General features: G+C 72.6%; 13 protein-coding genes. 9 read left to right on the top strand and 4 right to left on the bottom strand.

The features are described from left to right. Nucleotides 1-318: 318 nt before the first annotated feature. Nucleotides 319-2,388 carry a type IIA DNA topoisomerase subunit B gene (locus ACZ6RT_RS00700; protein ID WP_399187015.1) on the bottom strand — a complete coding sequence of 690 codons (2,070 nt, stop codon included), beginning with the start codon at nucleotides 2,386-2,388 and terminating at the stop codon, nucleotides 319-321. 240 nt (nucleotides 2,389-2,628) lie between these two features. Between ACZ6RT_RS00700 and ACZ6RT_RS00695 the strand changes: the two genes are divergently transcribed. Next, nucleotides 2,629-2,859 carry a DUF7455 domain-containing protein gene (locus ACZ6RT_RS00695; RefSeq protein WP_344896189.1) on the top strand — a complete coding sequence of 77 codons (231 nt, stop codon included), beginning with the start codon at nucleotides 2,629-2,631 and terminating at the stop codon, nucleotides 2,857-2,859. Nucleotides 2,860-2,876: 17 nt separating this feature from the next. Here ACZ6RT_RS00695 and ACZ6RT_RS00690 read toward each other — a convergent pair whose 3' ends face one another. After that, nucleotides 2,877-3,656 (bottom strand): GNAT family N-acetyltransferase, encoded by a 780-nt coding sequence (locus tag ACZ6RT_RS00690; RefSeq protein WP_470151608.1) that lies wholly within the window; start codon nucleotides 3,654-3,656, stop codon nucleotides 2,877-2,879. Nucleotides 3,657-3,702: 46 nt separating this feature from the next. On the opposite strand from ACZ6RT_RS00690, the gene ACZ6RT_RS00685 reads away from it, so the two are divergent. Beyond that, nucleotides 3,703-4,446 carry a YaaA family protein gene (locus ACZ6RT_RS00685; RefSeq protein WP_399187017.1) on the top strand — a complete coding sequence of 248 codons (744 nt, stop codon included), beginning with the start codon at nucleotides 3,703-3,705 and terminating at the stop codon, nucleotides 4,444-4,446. 191 nt (nucleotides 4,447-4,637) lie between these two features. On the opposite strand, the gene ACZ6RT_RS00680 is transcribed toward ACZ6RT_RS00685, so the two are convergent. Continuing rightward, on the bottom strand, nucleotides 4,638-6,317 hold the full coding sequence (locus tag ACZ6RT_RS00680) for an RNA polymerase sigma factor (RefSeq protein WP_470151605.1): 1,680 nt from the start codon (nucleotides 6,315-6,317) through the stop codon (nucleotides 4,638-4,640). A 243-nt stretch (nucleotides 6,318-6,560) separates the two neighbouring features. Continuing rightward, complete coding sequence (locus ACZ6RT_RS00675) at nucleotides 6,561-8,654, bottom strand: SpoIIE family protein phosphatase (RefSeq protein WP_399187019.1); 2,094 nt, start codon at nucleotides 8,652-8,654, stop codon at nucleotides 6,561-6,563. 544 nt (nucleotides 8,655-9,198) lie between these two features. Between ACZ6RT_RS00675 and ACZ6RT_RS00670 the strand changes: the two genes are divergently transcribed. The 7 genes from ACZ6RT_RS00670 (at nucleotide 9,199) to ACZ6RT_RS00640 (ending at nucleotide 15,601) form a co-directional block, all read left to right on the top strand. Next, a complete protein-coding gene (locus ACZ6RT_RS00670; RefSeq protein ID WP_399187020.1) occupies nucleotides 9,199-9,441 on the top strand; it encodes a hypothetical protein in 243 nt (80 codons plus the stop codon). Nucleotides 9,442-9,649: 208 nt separating this feature from the next. Then, on the top strand, nucleotides 9,650-11,161 hold the full coding sequence (locus ACZ6RT_RS00665) for a hypothetical protein (RefSeq protein WP_399187170.1): 1,512 nt from the start codon (nucleotides 9,650-9,652) through the stop codon (nucleotides 11,159-11,161). A 7-nt stretch (nucleotides 11,162-11,168) separates the two neighbouring features. Then, nucleotides 11,169-11,924, top strand: coding sequence for a LamB/YcsF family protein (locus ACZ6RT_RS00660; protein WP_399187021.1), 756 nt, complete (start codon nucleotides 11,169-11,171; stop codon nucleotides 11,922-11,924). A gap of 108 nt (nucleotides 11,925-12,032) precedes the next feature. After that, nucleotides 12,033-12,656 carry a 5-oxoprolinase subunit B family protein gene (locus tag ACZ6RT_RS00655; protein ID WP_470151602.1) on the top strand — a complete coding sequence of 208 codons (624 nt, stop codon included), beginning with the start codon at nucleotides 12,033-12,035 and terminating at the stop codon, nucleotides 12,654-12,656. After that, nucleotides 12,653-13,603 carry a 5-oxoprolinase subunit C family protein gene (locus tag ACZ6RT_RS00650; RefSeq protein ID WP_470151600.1) on the top strand — a complete coding sequence of 317 codons (951 nt, stop codon included), beginning with the start codon at nucleotides 12,653-12,655 and terminating at the stop codon, nucleotides 13,601-13,603. Before ACZ6RT_RS00655 ends, ACZ6RT_RS00650 begins: the two co-directional genes overlap by 4 nt. Before the next feature lie 217 nt (nucleotides 13,604-13,820). After that, complete coding sequence (gene pnuC, locus ACZ6RT_RS00645; RefSeq protein WP_470151598.1) at nucleotides 13,821-14,498, top strand: nicotinamide riboside transporter PnuC; 678 nt, start codon at nucleotides 13,821-13,823, stop codon at nucleotides 14,496-14,498. Then, nucleotides 14,495-15,601 carry an AAA family ATPase gene (locus tag ACZ6RT_RS00640; protein ID WP_470151596.1) on the top strand — a complete coding sequence of 369 codons (1,107 nt, stop codon included), beginning with the start codon at nucleotides 14,495-14,497 and terminating at the stop codon, nucleotides 15,599-15,601. The genes pnuC and ACZ6RT_RS00640 overlap by 4 nt, the downstream gene beginning before the upstream one ends. The last annotated feature ends 4 nt before the right edge of the window (nucleotides 15,602-15,605 follow it).

Raw genomic sequence — 15,605 nt, 5'->3', positions numbered from 1 at the left:
GGTATCTGTCCGGTATGCGTACTCTGTATCCCCCCATTTCCTCCCCCCCCCCCCCCCCCCCCCCCCCCCCCCCGGGCCCTGGGACAAGGCACCGAACCACGGGACAAGGCACCGGCCCCTGGCACGAGGCGCCGGGCCCTCACTGCAACGCCCCCGTGCGTGACATGAGCCGGCGCCACGCCACGCCATGGCACGGCACGGCACGGCGGTCCGGGCCGTGCGCCGTCCGATCGAGGACATCGCGACCCGCACCGTCGCGAGCGGCGCCACGGCCGTACGGGCCGGGTCACGGATCACCGCGCCCGGGGGCGCCGGGAGCTAGGCGTCGATGTGGTCGCGGTCGACCTCGGCGGCACTGCTCACGATGAACTCCCGGCGCGGGGCCACGTCGCTGCCCATGAGGAGCGCGAAGATGCGCTCGGCCTCCTCGATGTCCTCGATGCGCACCCGGCGCAGCGTGCGGTGACGCGGCTCCATGGTCGTCTCGGCCAGCTGGTCGGCGTCCATCTCGCCCAGGCCCTTGTACCGCTGGACCGGGTCCTTCCAGCGCTTGCCCCGCTTCTCCAGGCCGCGCAGCACCCGGTGCAGTTCGGCGTCGGAGTAGCAGTAGACGTACTTGTCCCCGCGGCCGGGGTTGGTGACCTCGATCCGGTGCAGCGGCGGCACGGCCGCGAAGACCCGTCCGGCCTCGACCATCGGCCTCATGTAGCGGTGGAACAAGGTCAGCAGCAGGCAGCGGATGTGCGCGCCGTCGACGTCGGCGTCGGCCATCAGGATGACCTTGCCGTACCGGGCGGCCTCGATGTCGAAGGAGCGGCCGGATCCCGCGCCGATGACCTGGATGATCGCGGCGCACTCGGCGTTCTTGAGCATGTCCGCGACGGAGGCCTTCTGCACGTTCAGGATCTTGCCCCGGATCGGCAGCAGCGCCTGGAACTCCGAGTCACGGGCCGCCCGGGCGGTGCCCAGGGCCGAGTCGCCCTCCACGATGAACAGCTCGCTGCGGTCCACCTCGTCGCTGCGGCAGTCGACCAGCTTGGCCGGGAGCGCCGAGTTCTCCAGGGCGGTCTTGCGGCGCTGGTTGTCACGGTGCTCGCGGGCGGCGATGCGGGCCTTGGCCGCCGCGACGATCTTCTCCAGGACCGCGCGGAGCTGCGGCTTGGCGGTGCGCGAGGGGTTGGTGAGCAGTTCCTTGAGCTCGCGCGAGACGACGTGGGCCACGATCCGGGAGGCCGCCGAGGTGCCCAGGACCTCCTTGGTCTGGCCCTCGAACTGCGGCTCGGGCACCCGGACGGTCACCACCGCGGTGAGCCCCTCCATGATGTCCTCCCGGGTGACCGGGGCGTCGCCGTTCTTGAGCAGCCGGGTCTCACGCAGCTGCTCGTTCAGGGTACGGACGAGCGCGCGCTCGAAACCGTTGACGTGGGTGCCGCCCTTGGGGGTGGCGATCACGTTGACGAAGGAGCGGACGGTGCTGTCGTAGCCCTTGCCCCAGCGCACCGCCACGTCCACGGTCAGCTCGCGCTGGACCTCGGTCGGGGTCATGTGCCCCAGGTCGTCGAGGACCGGGACGGTCTCGTGGAAGTGACCGGTCCCCTGCAGGCGGAGCACGTCGCAGACGGCCTCGTCGCGGGCGAGGAACTCGGTGAACTCCGAGATCCCGCCGTCGAAGCGGAACTCCTCCTCGACGGGCTCCTCACCGCGGCTGTCGCGCACGGACAGGGTCAGGCCCGGCACCAGGAACGCCGTCTGGCGGAGGCGGACGTGGATCTCGTCGAGGGAGACCTCGGCCTCGGGGAGGAAGATCTGGTGGTCCACCCAGAAGCGCACCCGGGTCCCGGTGACGTTCCTGGCGGCGGGCCCGCCGTCACGGAGCCCGGACTTCTTCTTGAACTTGGCCTTGGGCCCGTCGCCGTCGAAGACGCCGGGAACGCCCCTGCGGAAGCTGATCTCGTGGATCCTGCCGCCCCGGTCGACCTCGACGTCCAGCCGCGAGGACAGGGCGTTGACGACGGAGGCGCCGACACCGTGCAGCCCGCCCGAGGCGCCGTAGGAGCCGCCGCCGAACTTCCCGCCCGCGTGCAGTTTCGTGTAGACGAGCTCGACGCCCGCCAGGCCGCTCTTGGGCTCGACGTCCACCGGGATGCCACGGCCGTTGTCACGGACCTCGATGGAGCCGTCGGCGTGCAGCTCGACCTCGATGCGGGTGCAGTGACCCGCCAGGGCCTCGTCGACCCCGTTGTCCACGATCTCCCAGAGACAGTGCATGAGGCCGCGGCTGTCGGTGGAGCCGATGTACATGCCCGGACGCTTGCGGACGGCTTCCAGACCCTCCAGCACCGACAGGTGACGGGCCGTATAACCCGTCTCCGCGCTAACTGCGGTCACGCCCCACTCCCCGTCTGTCGAACACGTGTGCGCAGCTTACCGTTCTTCGCGCCGGAGCGGGTACAGGTCCGCCTCCCGGAGGGCGCCGTCGTCACATCCGGCGTGATCATCGTCACTGTCGGTCACTTTCTGCTCTGGGCGTAGCAGGGGGTCGGTTGGGAACGTTCGTATCGGGTTAGATGTTCTCTCAAGTGACTGCGCCAGATCCTCCACCTCAGGGGATGACCTGAAAGGCGATACGTGACTGGAACCCTCGCCCCCGCCAAGCAGCTGACCGCTGCGGACCGCTGTGACCGGTGTGGCGCCCAGGCTTACATCCGCGCAACCCTGCCCGTAGGGGGGGAGCTGCTGTTCTGCGCCCACCACGGGCGTCAGCACGTGGCGGTGCTGAGAGACAAGGGCGCCAGCATCCAGGATGAGTCCGCGCGTCTCAGCGACACTCCGGCACCGGCAGGCAACGACGAACGATAATCCAACGGATGGGGTCATCATCGGACCCGGTAGTGATACCGGCCCGTCACCGTGAAGCCATGACGCTCGTACAGCGCCCTGGCAGCGGTGTTGGACTCCACCACGACTAAATATGCCCGCTGTGTGCCCTGCCCTCGCCGCCCTCGCGCGTGCGAGAGCAGGGCACGCAACACTCTCGTCCCATGTCCGCGGCGCCGCTCGTCCGGCAGCACGGCCATGGCGTAGATCCCGAACCACCCGCCTTGCCCGACGCCCCGCCCCACGGCCCCCGGGCCCAGCGAGGCGTACGTGGCGGGCACCCCGGTGAGGATGCGCGCGGCCGTCTCCAGGCCGTCGGCGCCGATCCTGCCGTCCACGCTCCACCAGGTGTCCAGCCAGGCCCGTGAGGGCTCCCCGGTGAGCTCGACCTTGTCCGCGGACGGGCCGGTCTTCTCCGCGGCCGCCCCGGCCCCCTCGGACACCCCGTTCCCGCCGGGCACGCCCGCCTCCTCTGACAGGTCGGCCGTCATGATCAGAGTCGGGTCCACCACCCGGTAGCCGCGTGCCCCGAGCAGCGCGTCCAGGCCCGGTGTGGCACCGCCCCCGATCGAGAAGACGCTCGGCAGGCCGCGGTCGGCGTAGAACTCCTCGGCCCGCTCCACGGCGGCCTGGAGATCGTCCTGCTCACCGAGCGGCAGCACGGAGTTCGCCCGCTTGGTCACCCCGCCCGAGGCGCGCAGCACCCAGCCGTCCGCGTCCACCCGGTGGATCGCCGGCCAGGCCTGGTCGACCAGCCGGTCGAAGCCCACATCGATCATGATGAAGGATCCTAACTCCCCGGTCGCCGCACTATGCTCGGCAACCGTGCTGATTCTGCTGCCTCCGTCCGAGGGAAAGGCCTCGCACGGCGACGGCCCGGCCCTCGAGTTGTCCCGGCTGAGCTTCCCCGCTCTCACCCCGGCCAGGGAGGACGTCCTGGAGGCGCTCGGCGCCCTGTGCGAAAGGGACTCGGCCGCCGAGGTGCTCGGGCTGTCTCCGGGGACGGCCGCCGAGATCGGCAGGAACCTGCTTCTGCGGACCGCGCCCACGCTGGCCGCGGCCGACCTTTACACCGGGGTGCTCTACGACAACCTCGGCCTGGCCTCGCTCTCCCCCGAGGCGGCGGGCCGGGCGTCGGAGAGCCTGCTGATCTTCTCCGGCCTGTGGGGGGTGCTGCGGATCGGTGACCGCGTCCCGCCGTACCGGCTCTCCATGGGGGTGCGGCTTCCCCCGCTCGGCGGGCTGGGCGCCTTCTGGCGCCCGCGGATCACCCCGCTGCTCGACGCCGAGCCCGGCCTGGTGGTGGATCTGCGGTCCAGCACCTACGTGACGGCCTGGCGGCCCGGTGCCAGGGCGGTGGCGGTACGGGTGCTCCGGCAGGGCAAGGTGGTCAGCCACATGGCCAAGGCCACCAGGGGCGTGATCGCCCGCTCGCTGCTGGAGGGGGACGTCGACCCGCAGAGCCCGCAGGAACTCGCGAAGGTGCTGGACCATCTGGGGCACTCCGTCGCCCTGGGCGCGGCGCCCGCGGGCGGACGGTCGTCGTGGACGCTCGACGTCATGGTGTGACGGTCGTCATGGTGTGATCGTCCCGCCCCCGGCCCCGGTGGACCCGATCCCTCGACACCGGACGATCTCCCCCAGCCTCCGCCGCATCTGCGGGACGGGAGTCCGGGTCGTTCCGGTGAACCGTCAAGCCCCCGTCGACACCGGCAAGGCCCGCGCCGGACGGCGCGGGCCTGCTGTGGCCGGGCGGATCCTCAGTCGAGGTAGTCGCGCAGGACCTGCGACCGGGACGGGTGGCGGAGCTTGGACATGGTCTTGGACTCGATCTGCCGGATGCGCTCGCGCGTCACCCCGTAGACCTTGCCGATCTCGTCCAGCGTCTTCGGCTGACCGTCGGTCAGGCCGAAGCGCATCGAGACCACGCCCGCCTCGCGCTCGGACAGCGTGTCCAGAACGGAGTGGAGCTGCTCCTGCAGGAGCGTGAAGCTGACCGCGTCTGCCGGGACGATCGCCTCGGAGTCCTCGATGAGGTCGCCGAACTCGCTGTCGCCCTCCTCGCCCAGCGGGGTGTGCAGGGAGATCGGCTCACGCCCGTACTTCTGGACCTCGACGACCTTCTCGGGGGTCATGTCGAGCTCGCGGGCCAGCTCCTCCGGGGTGGGCTCGCGCCCGAGGTCCTGGAGCATCTGCCGCTGGACGCGGGCCAGCTTGTTGATCACTTCGACCATGTGGACCGGGATGCGGATGGTCCGCGCCTGGTCCGCCATGGCCCGGGTGATCGCCTGCCGGATCCACCAGGTGGCGTACGTGGAGAACTTGTAGCCCTTGGTGTAGTCGAACTTCTCGACCGCGCGGATCAGGCCCAGGTTGCCCTCCTGGATCAGGTCCAGGAAGAGCATTCCGCGGCCGGTGTAGCGCTTGGCCAGCGAGACCACCAGGCGGAGGTTGGCCTCCAGCAGGTGGTTCTTGGCCCGGCGGCCGTCCTCGGCGATCCACTCCAGCTCGGCCCGGACGTCCACCGGCAGCTTCTCGCCGTCGGTGCCGAGCTGCTCCTCGGCGAACAGGCCGGCCTCGATGCGCTTGGCGAGCTCGACCTCCTGCTCGGCGTTGAGCAGGGGGACCTTGCCGATCTGCTTCAGGTAGTCCTTGACCGGGTCGGCGGTGGCGCCGGCGGCCGCGACCTGGGGAACCGGGGCGTCGTCGTCGTCGTCGGTGAGGATGAGGACCTCGTCCTCGTTCACCTGGACGGCCTCGACCTTGGGCTCCTCCTCGACCTCGACCTCGACCTCGGCCTCGGCTTCCACCTCGACCTCCGCCTCGGCTTCCACCTCCACCTCCACCTCGACCTCGACCTCGGCCACGGCCTCCAGGTCGAAGTCCTCGATCTCGACGTCCTCGAGGTCGATGACCTCGTCGTCGTCACCGGCGGGCGGCTTGGGAGCGGCGGTCGCCGGGGTCGCCGGGGCGGCGGCCGCGGACGCGGCCTTCCTCGGCGGCGGGGCTGGCACCGGCTTCTTGGCCGCGGGAGCGGCCTTCTTGGGCGGGGCGGGGACCGGCCTCTTGGCGGCGGGCGCGGGCTCGGAGCCGCTGACGACCGCGGTGACGGTCTCCGGCTGCTCCTTGGCCGCCGCCGCGGCGGTCTTGGTCTTCTTGTTGACGGCCGGGGCGGCAGGGGCGGTGCGGCGCTTGGCGGGAGTGCGGGGCTTCTTGGGACCCGCGGAATCCTCGGCGGTCAGCCGTACGGTGATGCCCTCTTTGCTGAGGCTTCGCAGGATTCCAGCGACCTGCGCCATCGGAATGTCCGCTTCCTCGACGGCCTTGCGGACATCCTCGGACTCGAGGAACCCCTGCGAGCGCCCCCGCTCCATCAGCTGCTGAATGACGGGCTCGTTCAGCTCGGATGGCTTCGAGCGAGTCGAACTTGCAGGCGACACGAACACCTCTCGAAGGAAAGCGTGACGAGAATGGATCCAGATGTCCGGCCAGTGGTTTTTCACCCCTGGCCGTGGTTACCGAGGCCGCGCGAGCCGCGACGCACCTGTCCAGCATTGTGGCATGACACCGTGATCCATACGGCCGCCTCCTGGCGGTTGCCCTCCACCCTAGGCCGACCAAGAGAGTAGTGCGTACGGAAGCGAGGCACCGATACCCGAAAGCAACCGTTATGACTGTTTCATTCAGTCACTCTTCGTGGCTGGGGGAACGTGGATCGCGAGCACCGTGACGTCGTCATCCTGCTCATATCCAGACAGCATGCGATCGACGAGGAAATCCAGCAACATGTGGGGGCTTCCCACGACTTCGGGTGGCGCTTCGGTCACAACAGAGCAAAGATCAGCGAGCCCGGCATCCAGCCCGCGCTTGCGGTTCTCCACCAGGCCGTCCGAGTACAGGACGGCGGTGTGCCCCGGCGGGACGCAGAACCGGAACTGCCTGCGGCTGGTGGGCCAGCCCAGCGGCGTGCCCGGCTCGCCGTCGCAGAGCAGCGGAACGCCCTGAGGGGAGACCAGCAGGGGCGGCGGGTGACCGGCGAGCGCCAGCGTGCCCTCCCCGGTGCCGGGCTCGACGACCATGTAGGCCAGGGTCGTGACCTGCTCCTCCTCCTCGGTCGCCTCGAAGACCCGGTCCAGGCCGGTGAGGACCGCCGCGGGCGGCGGATTGGTCAGCGCCAGGGCCCGCATGGCGTTGCGGATCCGGCCCATCCCTGCGGCGGCCTTGACGCCCTTGCCCATGACGTCGCCGACCACGGCCGCGACCCGGCCGTCCTGGAGCACGAACGCGTCGTACCAGTCACCGCCGACCTGCACGTGGCGGCTGCCGGAGCGGAACCGCTGGGCCAGGACCAGCCCCGGGATCACCGGCAGGCGGTCGGGCAGCAGGCTGCGCTGGAGGGTCTCGGCGGTGCGGTGCTCGCGCTCGAACAGCGTCGCCCGCTCCACGGCCAGGGCGCACTGCCCGGCGAGGGCCTCCAGGAAGACGCCGTCCTCCTGGGAGATCTTCTGCGGGCGGGTGAAGGAGAACCGCAGCGCGCCCAGCGCCCGGCCCGCCGCCAGCAGCGGCAGGCCCACCCAGGCCCGCTCGTCGCTGTGGGCGAGGAAGCCCGTGATGGCCTCGTCGTCGCCTCCCGCGTCCACCAACTGGGAGCGCAGGCTCTCGGGCGACTCGGCGAAGACCGGCCGCCGGCTGTTGACCGCCATGGTCATCACGCTGGAGTGGGAGAGCGGGATCTCCTCGCCGGGCGCGCCGGGGACCTCGGGGATGCCCCCGCTGTTGACCAGCTTGAGCGCGGCCCGGTCCACGTCGAGCAGCGCCACCGCGGACCGGTCGGCCGCCAGAGCCGTGCGCCCGACGTCGATGATGACCTGGACCACCTGCTCGACGGTGAGCGCCTCGGCCAGTATGGCCGTGGCGCCCTGCAGGCGCGCGGTCCGCAGCGCGGCGGCGCCGAGCTGGTCGGTCAGGCGGCCGCGCATCTCCTCGGCCTCGCGCTGCGGGGTGACGTCGGTGTTGGCGCCCACCCACTCGACGACCCGGTTGTGGCGGATGATCGGGACGGCGCGCACCTCGAAGTAGCGGTAGCCGCTGGCCCGGGTGCGGACCCGGTAGCTCCACTCGAACATGCTCCGGCCGCGCAGGGCCTCGCGCCACGCCTCCTCGGTCTGCGGGCGGTCGTCGGGGTGGACGGCCTCCAGCCAGCCGTGGGTGAGGTACTCCTCCAGGCCCTGGCCGGTGATCGCCCGCCACTGCGGCGCGTCCTCCCGCACCGTCCCGTTGGGGGCGGTGATCCACACCAGCTGGGACTGGGCCTCGACCAGCGAGCGGTAGCGCTCCTCGCTGCGCCTGAGGTCCTCCTCGACCTGCCTGCTGCGGGTGATGTCGACGCCGACCAGGCAGATCGCCCGGAGCGCGCCGGAGCCGTCGTGGATCGGGGAGAAGGTCAATGACCAGTGCCGGGGCTCGCCGTCGGCGCTGCGGACGCGGATCCGCTGGTCCTGCCTGACCTCGGCCTTGGCCACGATGGCCCGTACCGAGGCCTCGATCAGGGCGGTCAGGTCGGCCGAGAGCAGCTCGGCCGGGGCCCGGCCGACCAGCCGTTCCGCGGGCAGGCCGACCACGTCGGCGAAGACCTCGTCGACGCGCTCGAAGCGGCCGTCCGGGTCGAAGAACGCGAAGGCGAACGGCGACTGCGACAGCAGGCCCTGCAACAGGCCGGAGTCTGAGATGTCCACACCCGACTCCCGGGAACGGGGCACGGAGGTTTCGGCGCTCATGGTCGGCACCTCCGTCGCGTGCCAGGGTCTCCCACGAGGCACATCTCCAAACTTGCGAATTGGCGTAGCGCGGCTCCGGGGGACCGGATCCTGGAGTACATCATCGGCGATGGGCAGGTGCGGACGGAAGCCCCGCCCCGGATGCGGTCGGCACACCCCCTGAACGCCGTCCCCGGGACGACCGGAATCCCCGCACCCGTGCGCGGGGGCCTCCGCGCGGGCGCCGGCCGGCCGCCGCTGCGACGTCGAACGTTTGCGGCCAGGACCCTAGCAGGATCGGGCCGGACCGTCCCGGCAACTCCCCACCTCATCTCCGTCGGCCTCACGGGCGAGTTCAGGCTACTGACTCGCCGTCAATCCGGCTCCCCCTTCGGGGAGACTCGTTTACTCCGTTGTTGCAGAATTCAGTCAAGACACGGGGCAAGCTTTCCATATCACGCCCGCGAGGGTTGACACCGCCGAGATAAGTTGTGGAATGAGAACGCACGTCCCCGCCGACGCATCCGGGGGATGACCCCCGGAAACCGGGAGGAATGCGACAGCCATGCCCGTTCTCACCGCCCGCTTCGCCGGGTCGCCCATGCCCGCTCACGAGCCGGTGACCTCTCACCTGGCCGCCGAGTTCCTGACCGTTCCCGCCGAGACCATCGGCAGGTGCGTGGCCGACGTCCGCGCCTGTGCCGAGCATCTGGGCATCGAGGCGACCCCCGAGGTCGTCGAGCGCGTCGCCCGCGAGCATCTGCTCGCCCTCGTCAACTCCGCGCCGCCGCCCCGCGGTCCCCGGTAGCATCGGGGGACCCGGCCGTCTTCTACGCACCGTTTGGACCGGGAATGCGAGAAGGTCGGGGCGTGAGCGAGCGAGGCGAGCGGGTCGGTCAGGGCGGCGGCGTCCGTCACCGGCCCACCTGGCCGACGGGGGAGGCTGAGACCGCTTGATCCGGCGACACCGTCGAGACCCTCGCGAGAGCCGGTCCCCCGAAGCGGTCTTCTCCGAGATGCTGCTCGCCGCCCGCGAGCTGCTCGCGGTGCGCAGCCCGCTGGACGCCGAGCTCATGGTCTCCGACATGGTCGGGGCCTGGTGGGGCCGGCGGCTGAAGCGCGGGGACGCCGAGCAGGTGCTCGGCGAGGGGCTGGTCGACTACGCGGCCAAGGCGGGCTCACCGGCCGCCCTCACCCTGCTGATCACGCTGGCCTACCTCGGCACGGCCCGCCAGGCCGCCAAGGCCGAGGGCGCCGCGCTGGCGCTCATGGAGCGCGACGTGGCCAGGCCGCGCTGGGCCGACCGGCTGGGCGTGGTCAAGCCCACCGGCTGCTTCGTCTCCCGCGACGCCTACGGCGACCAGGACACCGTGGTGTGCACCTTCGGCTACCGGGGGTCCGACAGCGCCGAGGACCGGCACGCACTGGTGATGATCGTCGACTACAACATGCGCGGCATGGCCCGCGACGCCTGGGTCTCCTCGCACGTCGACAAGCTGCTGGAGCAGGTACGGGCCGAGTCCGAGGGCAACCCGATGCTCCGATTCGAGGAGATCGAGCCACAGCAGGCCAGGGCGCTGCTGGAGTCGGCGATGAAGGCCACCGCCGAGTACGGCCACCGCAGGGCGGCGGTGCCGGTCAGCGACAGCTACAGCGCCTACCACGCCTTCGCGCGGGCCCGGATCAAGGCGCTGCCGCCCGGCCGCAAGCGGCCGGCCCCGCTGCACAGCGAGGCCCCCTACAGCCGCGACCGCCGGGCCATGCTGGCCGCGGAGTTCCTCTCCTCGGACGCGGCCGAGCACCTGTCCGACCCGTCGGCGGCTTCCCGGTGCGCCGACCACATCATCGACTACGGCTGCGACCAGGACTTCGGCCGCCCGCTGCGGGTGAGCCCGACCAAGTGCGAGACGTTCCTGCTCGACTGGCTGCCGCGCAAGGTGATGCTGAACGGCGCCGAGCAGGAGGCGGTGCCGCACGTGCTGGGGGCCTGGGCGCGGTTCGCCGCCGCCAGGACCGGCCTGCCCGACGAGGGGCTGCGGGCCACGCTCGACGCGGTCTGGGAGGCGACCGGCAAGTTCGCCGAGGCCTACCGCGACCCGACGACCTTCGGGCTCGACCGCGACCTGCTGGAGCGGCTGCTGCCCGACGGCGACCTGTCCGCGCTGGCCAGGAGGGTGTTCGCGTTCCCCTTCCTGCAGGGCACGCACGGCGAGATCAAGCTCGGCCTGCTCAACCCGGCCGACGAGGGCGACCGGCGGATCCTGCTGGGCATCGACCACGCCGGCGAGCTCAACAGGCACGACTACGACGAGCACCTGGCCTGGCACGAGGAGATCGCCGCCCGCCTGTGGGAGGGCGACCCGCCCCAGCTGTGGGAGGCCGCGCAGCGGCTGCTCGACCTGGGCCACGACCGGCACGACGTGCTGCACGTGCTGATCGAGATCGCCGAGCGCATCGGCGACGACCCCGAGGAGCTGGCCATCGCCCTCGACGACATCGCCGACATTCCCGACGAGCCCCCGGTGTAGGTGGACCATGGTCATCGATCTGAACGCCGACCTGGGCGAGGGTTTCGGCATCTGGCGACTGGGCGACGACGCGGCCCTGCTGGAGGTGGTGACCAGCGCCAACGTGGCCTGCGGCTTCCACGCCGGTGACCCGCTGACCATCCGCCGCACGTGCGCGGCCGCGGTCGACCGGGGGGTGGCGATCGGCGCCCAGGTCTCCTACCGGGACCTGGCCGGGTTCGGCCGCCGTGAGATGGACGTCGACCCCGAGGAGCTCTGCGCCGAGGTGCTGTACCAGCTCGCGGCGGTCGACGGCATCGCCAGGGCGATGGGCGGCCGGGTCTCCTACGTCAAGCCGCACGGCGCCCTGTACAACCGGATCTGCCGCGACCCCGAGCAGGCCGAGGCGGTGGTGGCCGCGGTCGCCGACCACGACGCGAGCCTGCCGGTGCTGACCCTGCCCGGCTCGGCCGTCCACGAGATCGCCGCCCGCGAGGGCGTCACCACCGTCGTGGAGGCGTTCGCCGACCGCGCCTACACCGGGGCCGGCACGCTGGTCTCCCGCCGCTCCCCCGGCGCTGTGCTGCACGACCCCGCCACGGTCGCCCGCCGGGCGGTGCGGATGGCCACCGAGGGGGTGGTCGACGCGGTGGACGGCACGCGGGTCGCCGTACAGGCGCGCTCGATCTGCGTGCACGGCGACACCCCCGGCGCCGTGCTGCTGGCCCGGGCCGTACGGGACGGCCTGGTGGACGCCGGGGTGACGCTGAGGTCCTTCGCGTGAGGGGCCCGCGGAGGGGCCGTCGCACGGAAGGCACGGAAGGCGCGGCAGACGCGACAGACGCGGACGTGCGGGGACCCGCGTGAGCGGGCCCGGGGCGGGGGGCGCCCGGTGATCCGGCGGGCCGGCGAGCACGCGCTGCTGGTGGAGACCGGCTCGCTGGAGGTCTCCCACCGCCTCGACGCCCTGCTGCGCGCCGACCGGCCGGCCCGGGTGGCGGAGATCGTGCCGGGCCCGGCCACGGTCCTGGTCGTCGCCCCGGGGGCCGACCCGGCGCGGCTGCGCGACGAGCTCGCCCGTCTGCTGGAGGCGGCGGCCGGGGCGGACGCGGGCGACGCCGCCCGCCCGGCGGCCGTGACCCTTCCGGTGGTGTACGACGGCGCCGACCTCGACGAGGTGGCCGCGCTGAGCGGGCTCTCCCGGCGGGAGGTGGTCGAGCGGCACACCGGCCGGGAGCTGACCGTGGGCTGGCTGGGCTTCGCCCCGGGGTTCGCCTACCTCACCGGGCTGGACCCCGCGCTGCACGTGTCCCGGCTGGACACCCCGCGCACGTCGGTGCCCGCCGGGTCGGTGGCGATCGCCGGCCCCTACTCGGCGGTCTACCCCTCGGCCTCCCCCGGCGGGTGGCGGCTGCTGGGCCGCTCGGCCACGGCCGTGTGGGACGTGGACGCCGACCCGCCCGCGCTGCTCACGCCGGGGACGCGGGTGCGCTTCCAGGCGGTTCACGGACCATGATCGAGGTGATCGCGCCGGGGCCGTACGCCACCGTGCAGGATCTGGGGCGGCCCGGGTACGCCCATCTCGGGGTGCCGCGCTCGGGTGCCGCGGACGGGCCGGCCCTGCGGCTGGCCAACCGCCTGGTCGGCAACCCCGAGGACGCGGCCGGGATCGAGCTGACCTTCGGCGGGACCGAGCTGCGCTTCGTCACCGGAGCCTGGGCCGTCGTGACCGGCGCCCCCTGCCCGCTGGAGGTCCTCTCCCCGCGCGAACCCCCGCACGAACCCCCGCGTGAGTCCTCGCACGAGCCCCGGCACGAGCCCTCGAACCGGTTCACGCGCGAGCCGGGCGGGGTCGTGCCGCAGGGGATGTACGCGCCCTTCTGGGTCCCGGCGGGCGCGCGGCTGCGGGTGGGGCCGCCCGAGAGCGGCCTGCGCAGCTACGTCGCCGTCCGGGGCGGCATCGACGCGCCCGTCACGATGGGGAGCCGCTCGACCGACTCCCTGTCCGGGCTCGGCCCCGGCCCGCTCCGCGCCGGGACCGTCCTGCCGCTGGGACCGGCCTCCGGCCTGGCCGCGATCACCGTGGACGCCGCGCCCCCGCCGCACTCGCCCCCGCCGGGCACGGGCGTCCTGCGGGTCCTGCCGGGTCCCCGGGACGACTGGTTCGCCCCCGGCGCGACGGCCGCCCTCTGCGCGGAGCCGTACGAGGTCAGCCAGGACAGCAACAGGGTCGGCGTGCGGATGCGCGGGGCCCCGCTGGAACGGGCCCGGCAGGGCGAGCTGCCCAGTGAGGGCATGGTGGCCGGGTCGGTCCAGGTACCGCCCAGCGGACAGCCGATCGTCTTCCTCGCCGACCACCCGCCCACCGGTGGTTACCCGGTCATAGCGGTCCTGACCTCGGCCGATCTCGCCGTGGCCGCCCAGCTCCGCCCCGGCGACCGGGTACGCTTCCGCCTCGTCTGACCGGCCCGGCCCGCCCGCGTGACCCGGCCCGGGGGCGACCGGCGACGCCACCGTGACGGGACGGCGACGGGGTGACGACGGGGTGGCGACGGGGCGTTCTCACCGGGCCTCGGAATCACCGGAACCCGGAATCACCGGCCCCCCGGAATCACAGGACCCCGGGGGCACCGGCCGCTCCGGGACCGGTTATCGTCACTATGACGATTGAGGAGATCGCATGTCACTCGCCGAGATACTGGCCCCCCTGATGCGGCCGGCGTTCACCCTGGGCGCCACCCCGACCAGCTGGGCCGAGCTCCTGGGGTTCGTCACCGGCGTCCTCACGGTCTGGCTGGTCGTCCGCCAGAACGTCTGGAACTGGCCGATCGGCGTCGCCAACGTGATCCTGCTGGGCGCGGTGTTCCTGACCGCCGGGCTCTACGCCGACGCGGCGCTGCAGGTCGTCTACGTCGTCCTCGGCCTGTACGGATGGTGGCAGTGGCTCTACGGCGGGACCGGGCGGACCCCGCTCCCGGTCCGCCGCACCGGACGGGGGGAATGGGCGGTGCTGGCCGGGTGCGGGATCGCGCTCACCGCGGCGCTCACCGCCGTCCTGACCACGTTGACCGACTCGGACGTGCCGTTCTGGGACGCCCTGACCACCGCCCTGTCGCTGCTGGCCACCTACGGGCAGAGCCGCAAGCTGGTCGAGTCGTGGTGGCTGTGGATCGCCGCCGACGTGATCTACATCCCCCTCTACCTCTACAAGGGCCTGCACCTGACCGCGGCCCTGTACGTGATCTTCCTGGGGCTCTGCGTCGCCGGGCTGCTGGCCTGGCGCGCGGACCTGGCGGCCCGCTCCCTGTCGGCGACGCCCCCCGCCGCGCCGCCGGACGAGCGGGTGGCGCGGCCGTGAGCGGCCCGGAGTTCGCCCACGGGCTGGTCATCGGCAAGTTCTACCCCCCGCACGTCGGCCACCACCACCTGATCGACACCGCCGCCGCGCGGTGCGCGTCGGTGAGCGTGGTGGTCGCCGCCTCGACCGAGGAGACCCTGCCGCTGGCGCTGCGCGCCGCCTGGCTGCGCGAGGCGCACCCGCAGGCCCACGTGACGATCGCCCCGGTGGTCGACGACGTCGAGATCGACTACGACGACCCGGAGATCTGGTCGGCGCACGTCGAGGTGTTCCGGCACGCCCTGGCCCTGGCGCACGGGCGGGTGCCGCAGATCGACGCGATCCTCTCCTCCGAGGCGTACGGGCCGGAGCTGGCCCGCCGGTTCGGCGCCGTGGCCGTCGACGTCGACGCCGGACGGGAACGGTTCCCGGTCAGCGGGACGATGGTCAGGAACGATCCGGTCTCCTGCTGGGAGCATCTGTCGGCGCCGGTGCGCGCCCACCTGGCACGGCGCGTCGTGGTCGTCGGCGCGGAGTCCAGCGGCACCACCACGCTGGCCAGGTCCCTGGCCGCCCACTACGCGGCCCGGGGCGGGCCGTGGGCGGCGACCCGCTGGGTGCCCGAGTACGGCAGGACGTACTCCGAGGAGAAGCTCGCCCGCGCCCGCCGCCGCGCCAAGGACCGCGGGCTGCCCGAACCGTGGCTGGACGACCTGCGCTGGGAGCCGGCCGAGTTCACCCTCATCGCCGAGCGCCAGCTCGCCTGGGAGGAGGCCGCGGCCCGGACGGGGTCGCCGCTGCTGGTCTGCGACACCGACGCCTTCACCACCGCCCTGTGGCACGAGCGCTACCTCGGCGTCCCCTCCCCCGAGGTGACCGCCGTGCACCGCCGCGCCCGGCACGACCTGTGGATCCTCACCTCGGTGCGGGACGTGCCCTTCGAGCAGGACGGCTGGCGCGACGGGGAGGCGATCCGGCACCGGATGGACGCCCGTTTCCGCGAGGAGCTGGCCGCGGGAGGGATGCCGCACCTGGTCGTCACCGGCCCGCCCGCCGCCCGGCTGGCCCGGGCCGTCGAGGCGGTGGACGCCCTGCTGGAGCGGGGCCGAGACCTCGGACCGTGACCTC

This window comes from Streptosporangium sp. NPDC050148, from assembly GCF_055586505.1.
This window is presented reverse-complemented; position numbering and strand designations above follow the sequence as displayed.

Excerpts from the sequence above, each read along its gene's own strand:
- ACZ6RT_RS00690 (WP_470151608.1), bottom strand. The coding sequence starts at position 3,656 with ATGATCGATGTGGGCTTCGACCGGCTGGTCGACCAGGCCTGGCCGGCG.
- ACZ6RT_RS00675 (WP_399187019.1), bottom strand. The coding sequence starts at position 8,654 with ATGAGCGCCGAAACCTCCGTGCCCCGTTCCCGGGAGTCGGGTGTGGAC.
- ACZ6RT_RS00670 (WP_399187020.1), top strand. The coding sequence starts at position 9,199 with ATGCCCGTTCTCACCGCCCGCTTCGCCGGGTCGCCCATGCCCGCTCAC.
- ACZ6RT_RS00665 (WP_399187170.1), top strand. The coding sequence starts at position 9,650 with ATGCTGCTCGCCGCCCGCGAGCTGCTCGCGGTGCGCAGCCCGCTGGAC.
- ACZ6RT_RS00660 (WP_399187021.1), top strand. The coding sequence starts at position 11,169 with ATGGTCATCGATCTGAACGCCGACCTGGGCGAGGGTTTCGGCATCTGG.
- ACZ6RT_RS00650 (WP_470151600.1), top strand. The coding sequence starts at position 12,653 with ATGATCGAGGTGATCGCGCCGGGGCCGTACGCCACCGTGCAGGATCTG.
- pnuC (WP_470151598.1), top strand. The coding sequence starts at position 13,821 with ATGTCACTCGCCGAGATACTGGCCCCCCTGATGCGGCCGGCGTTCACC.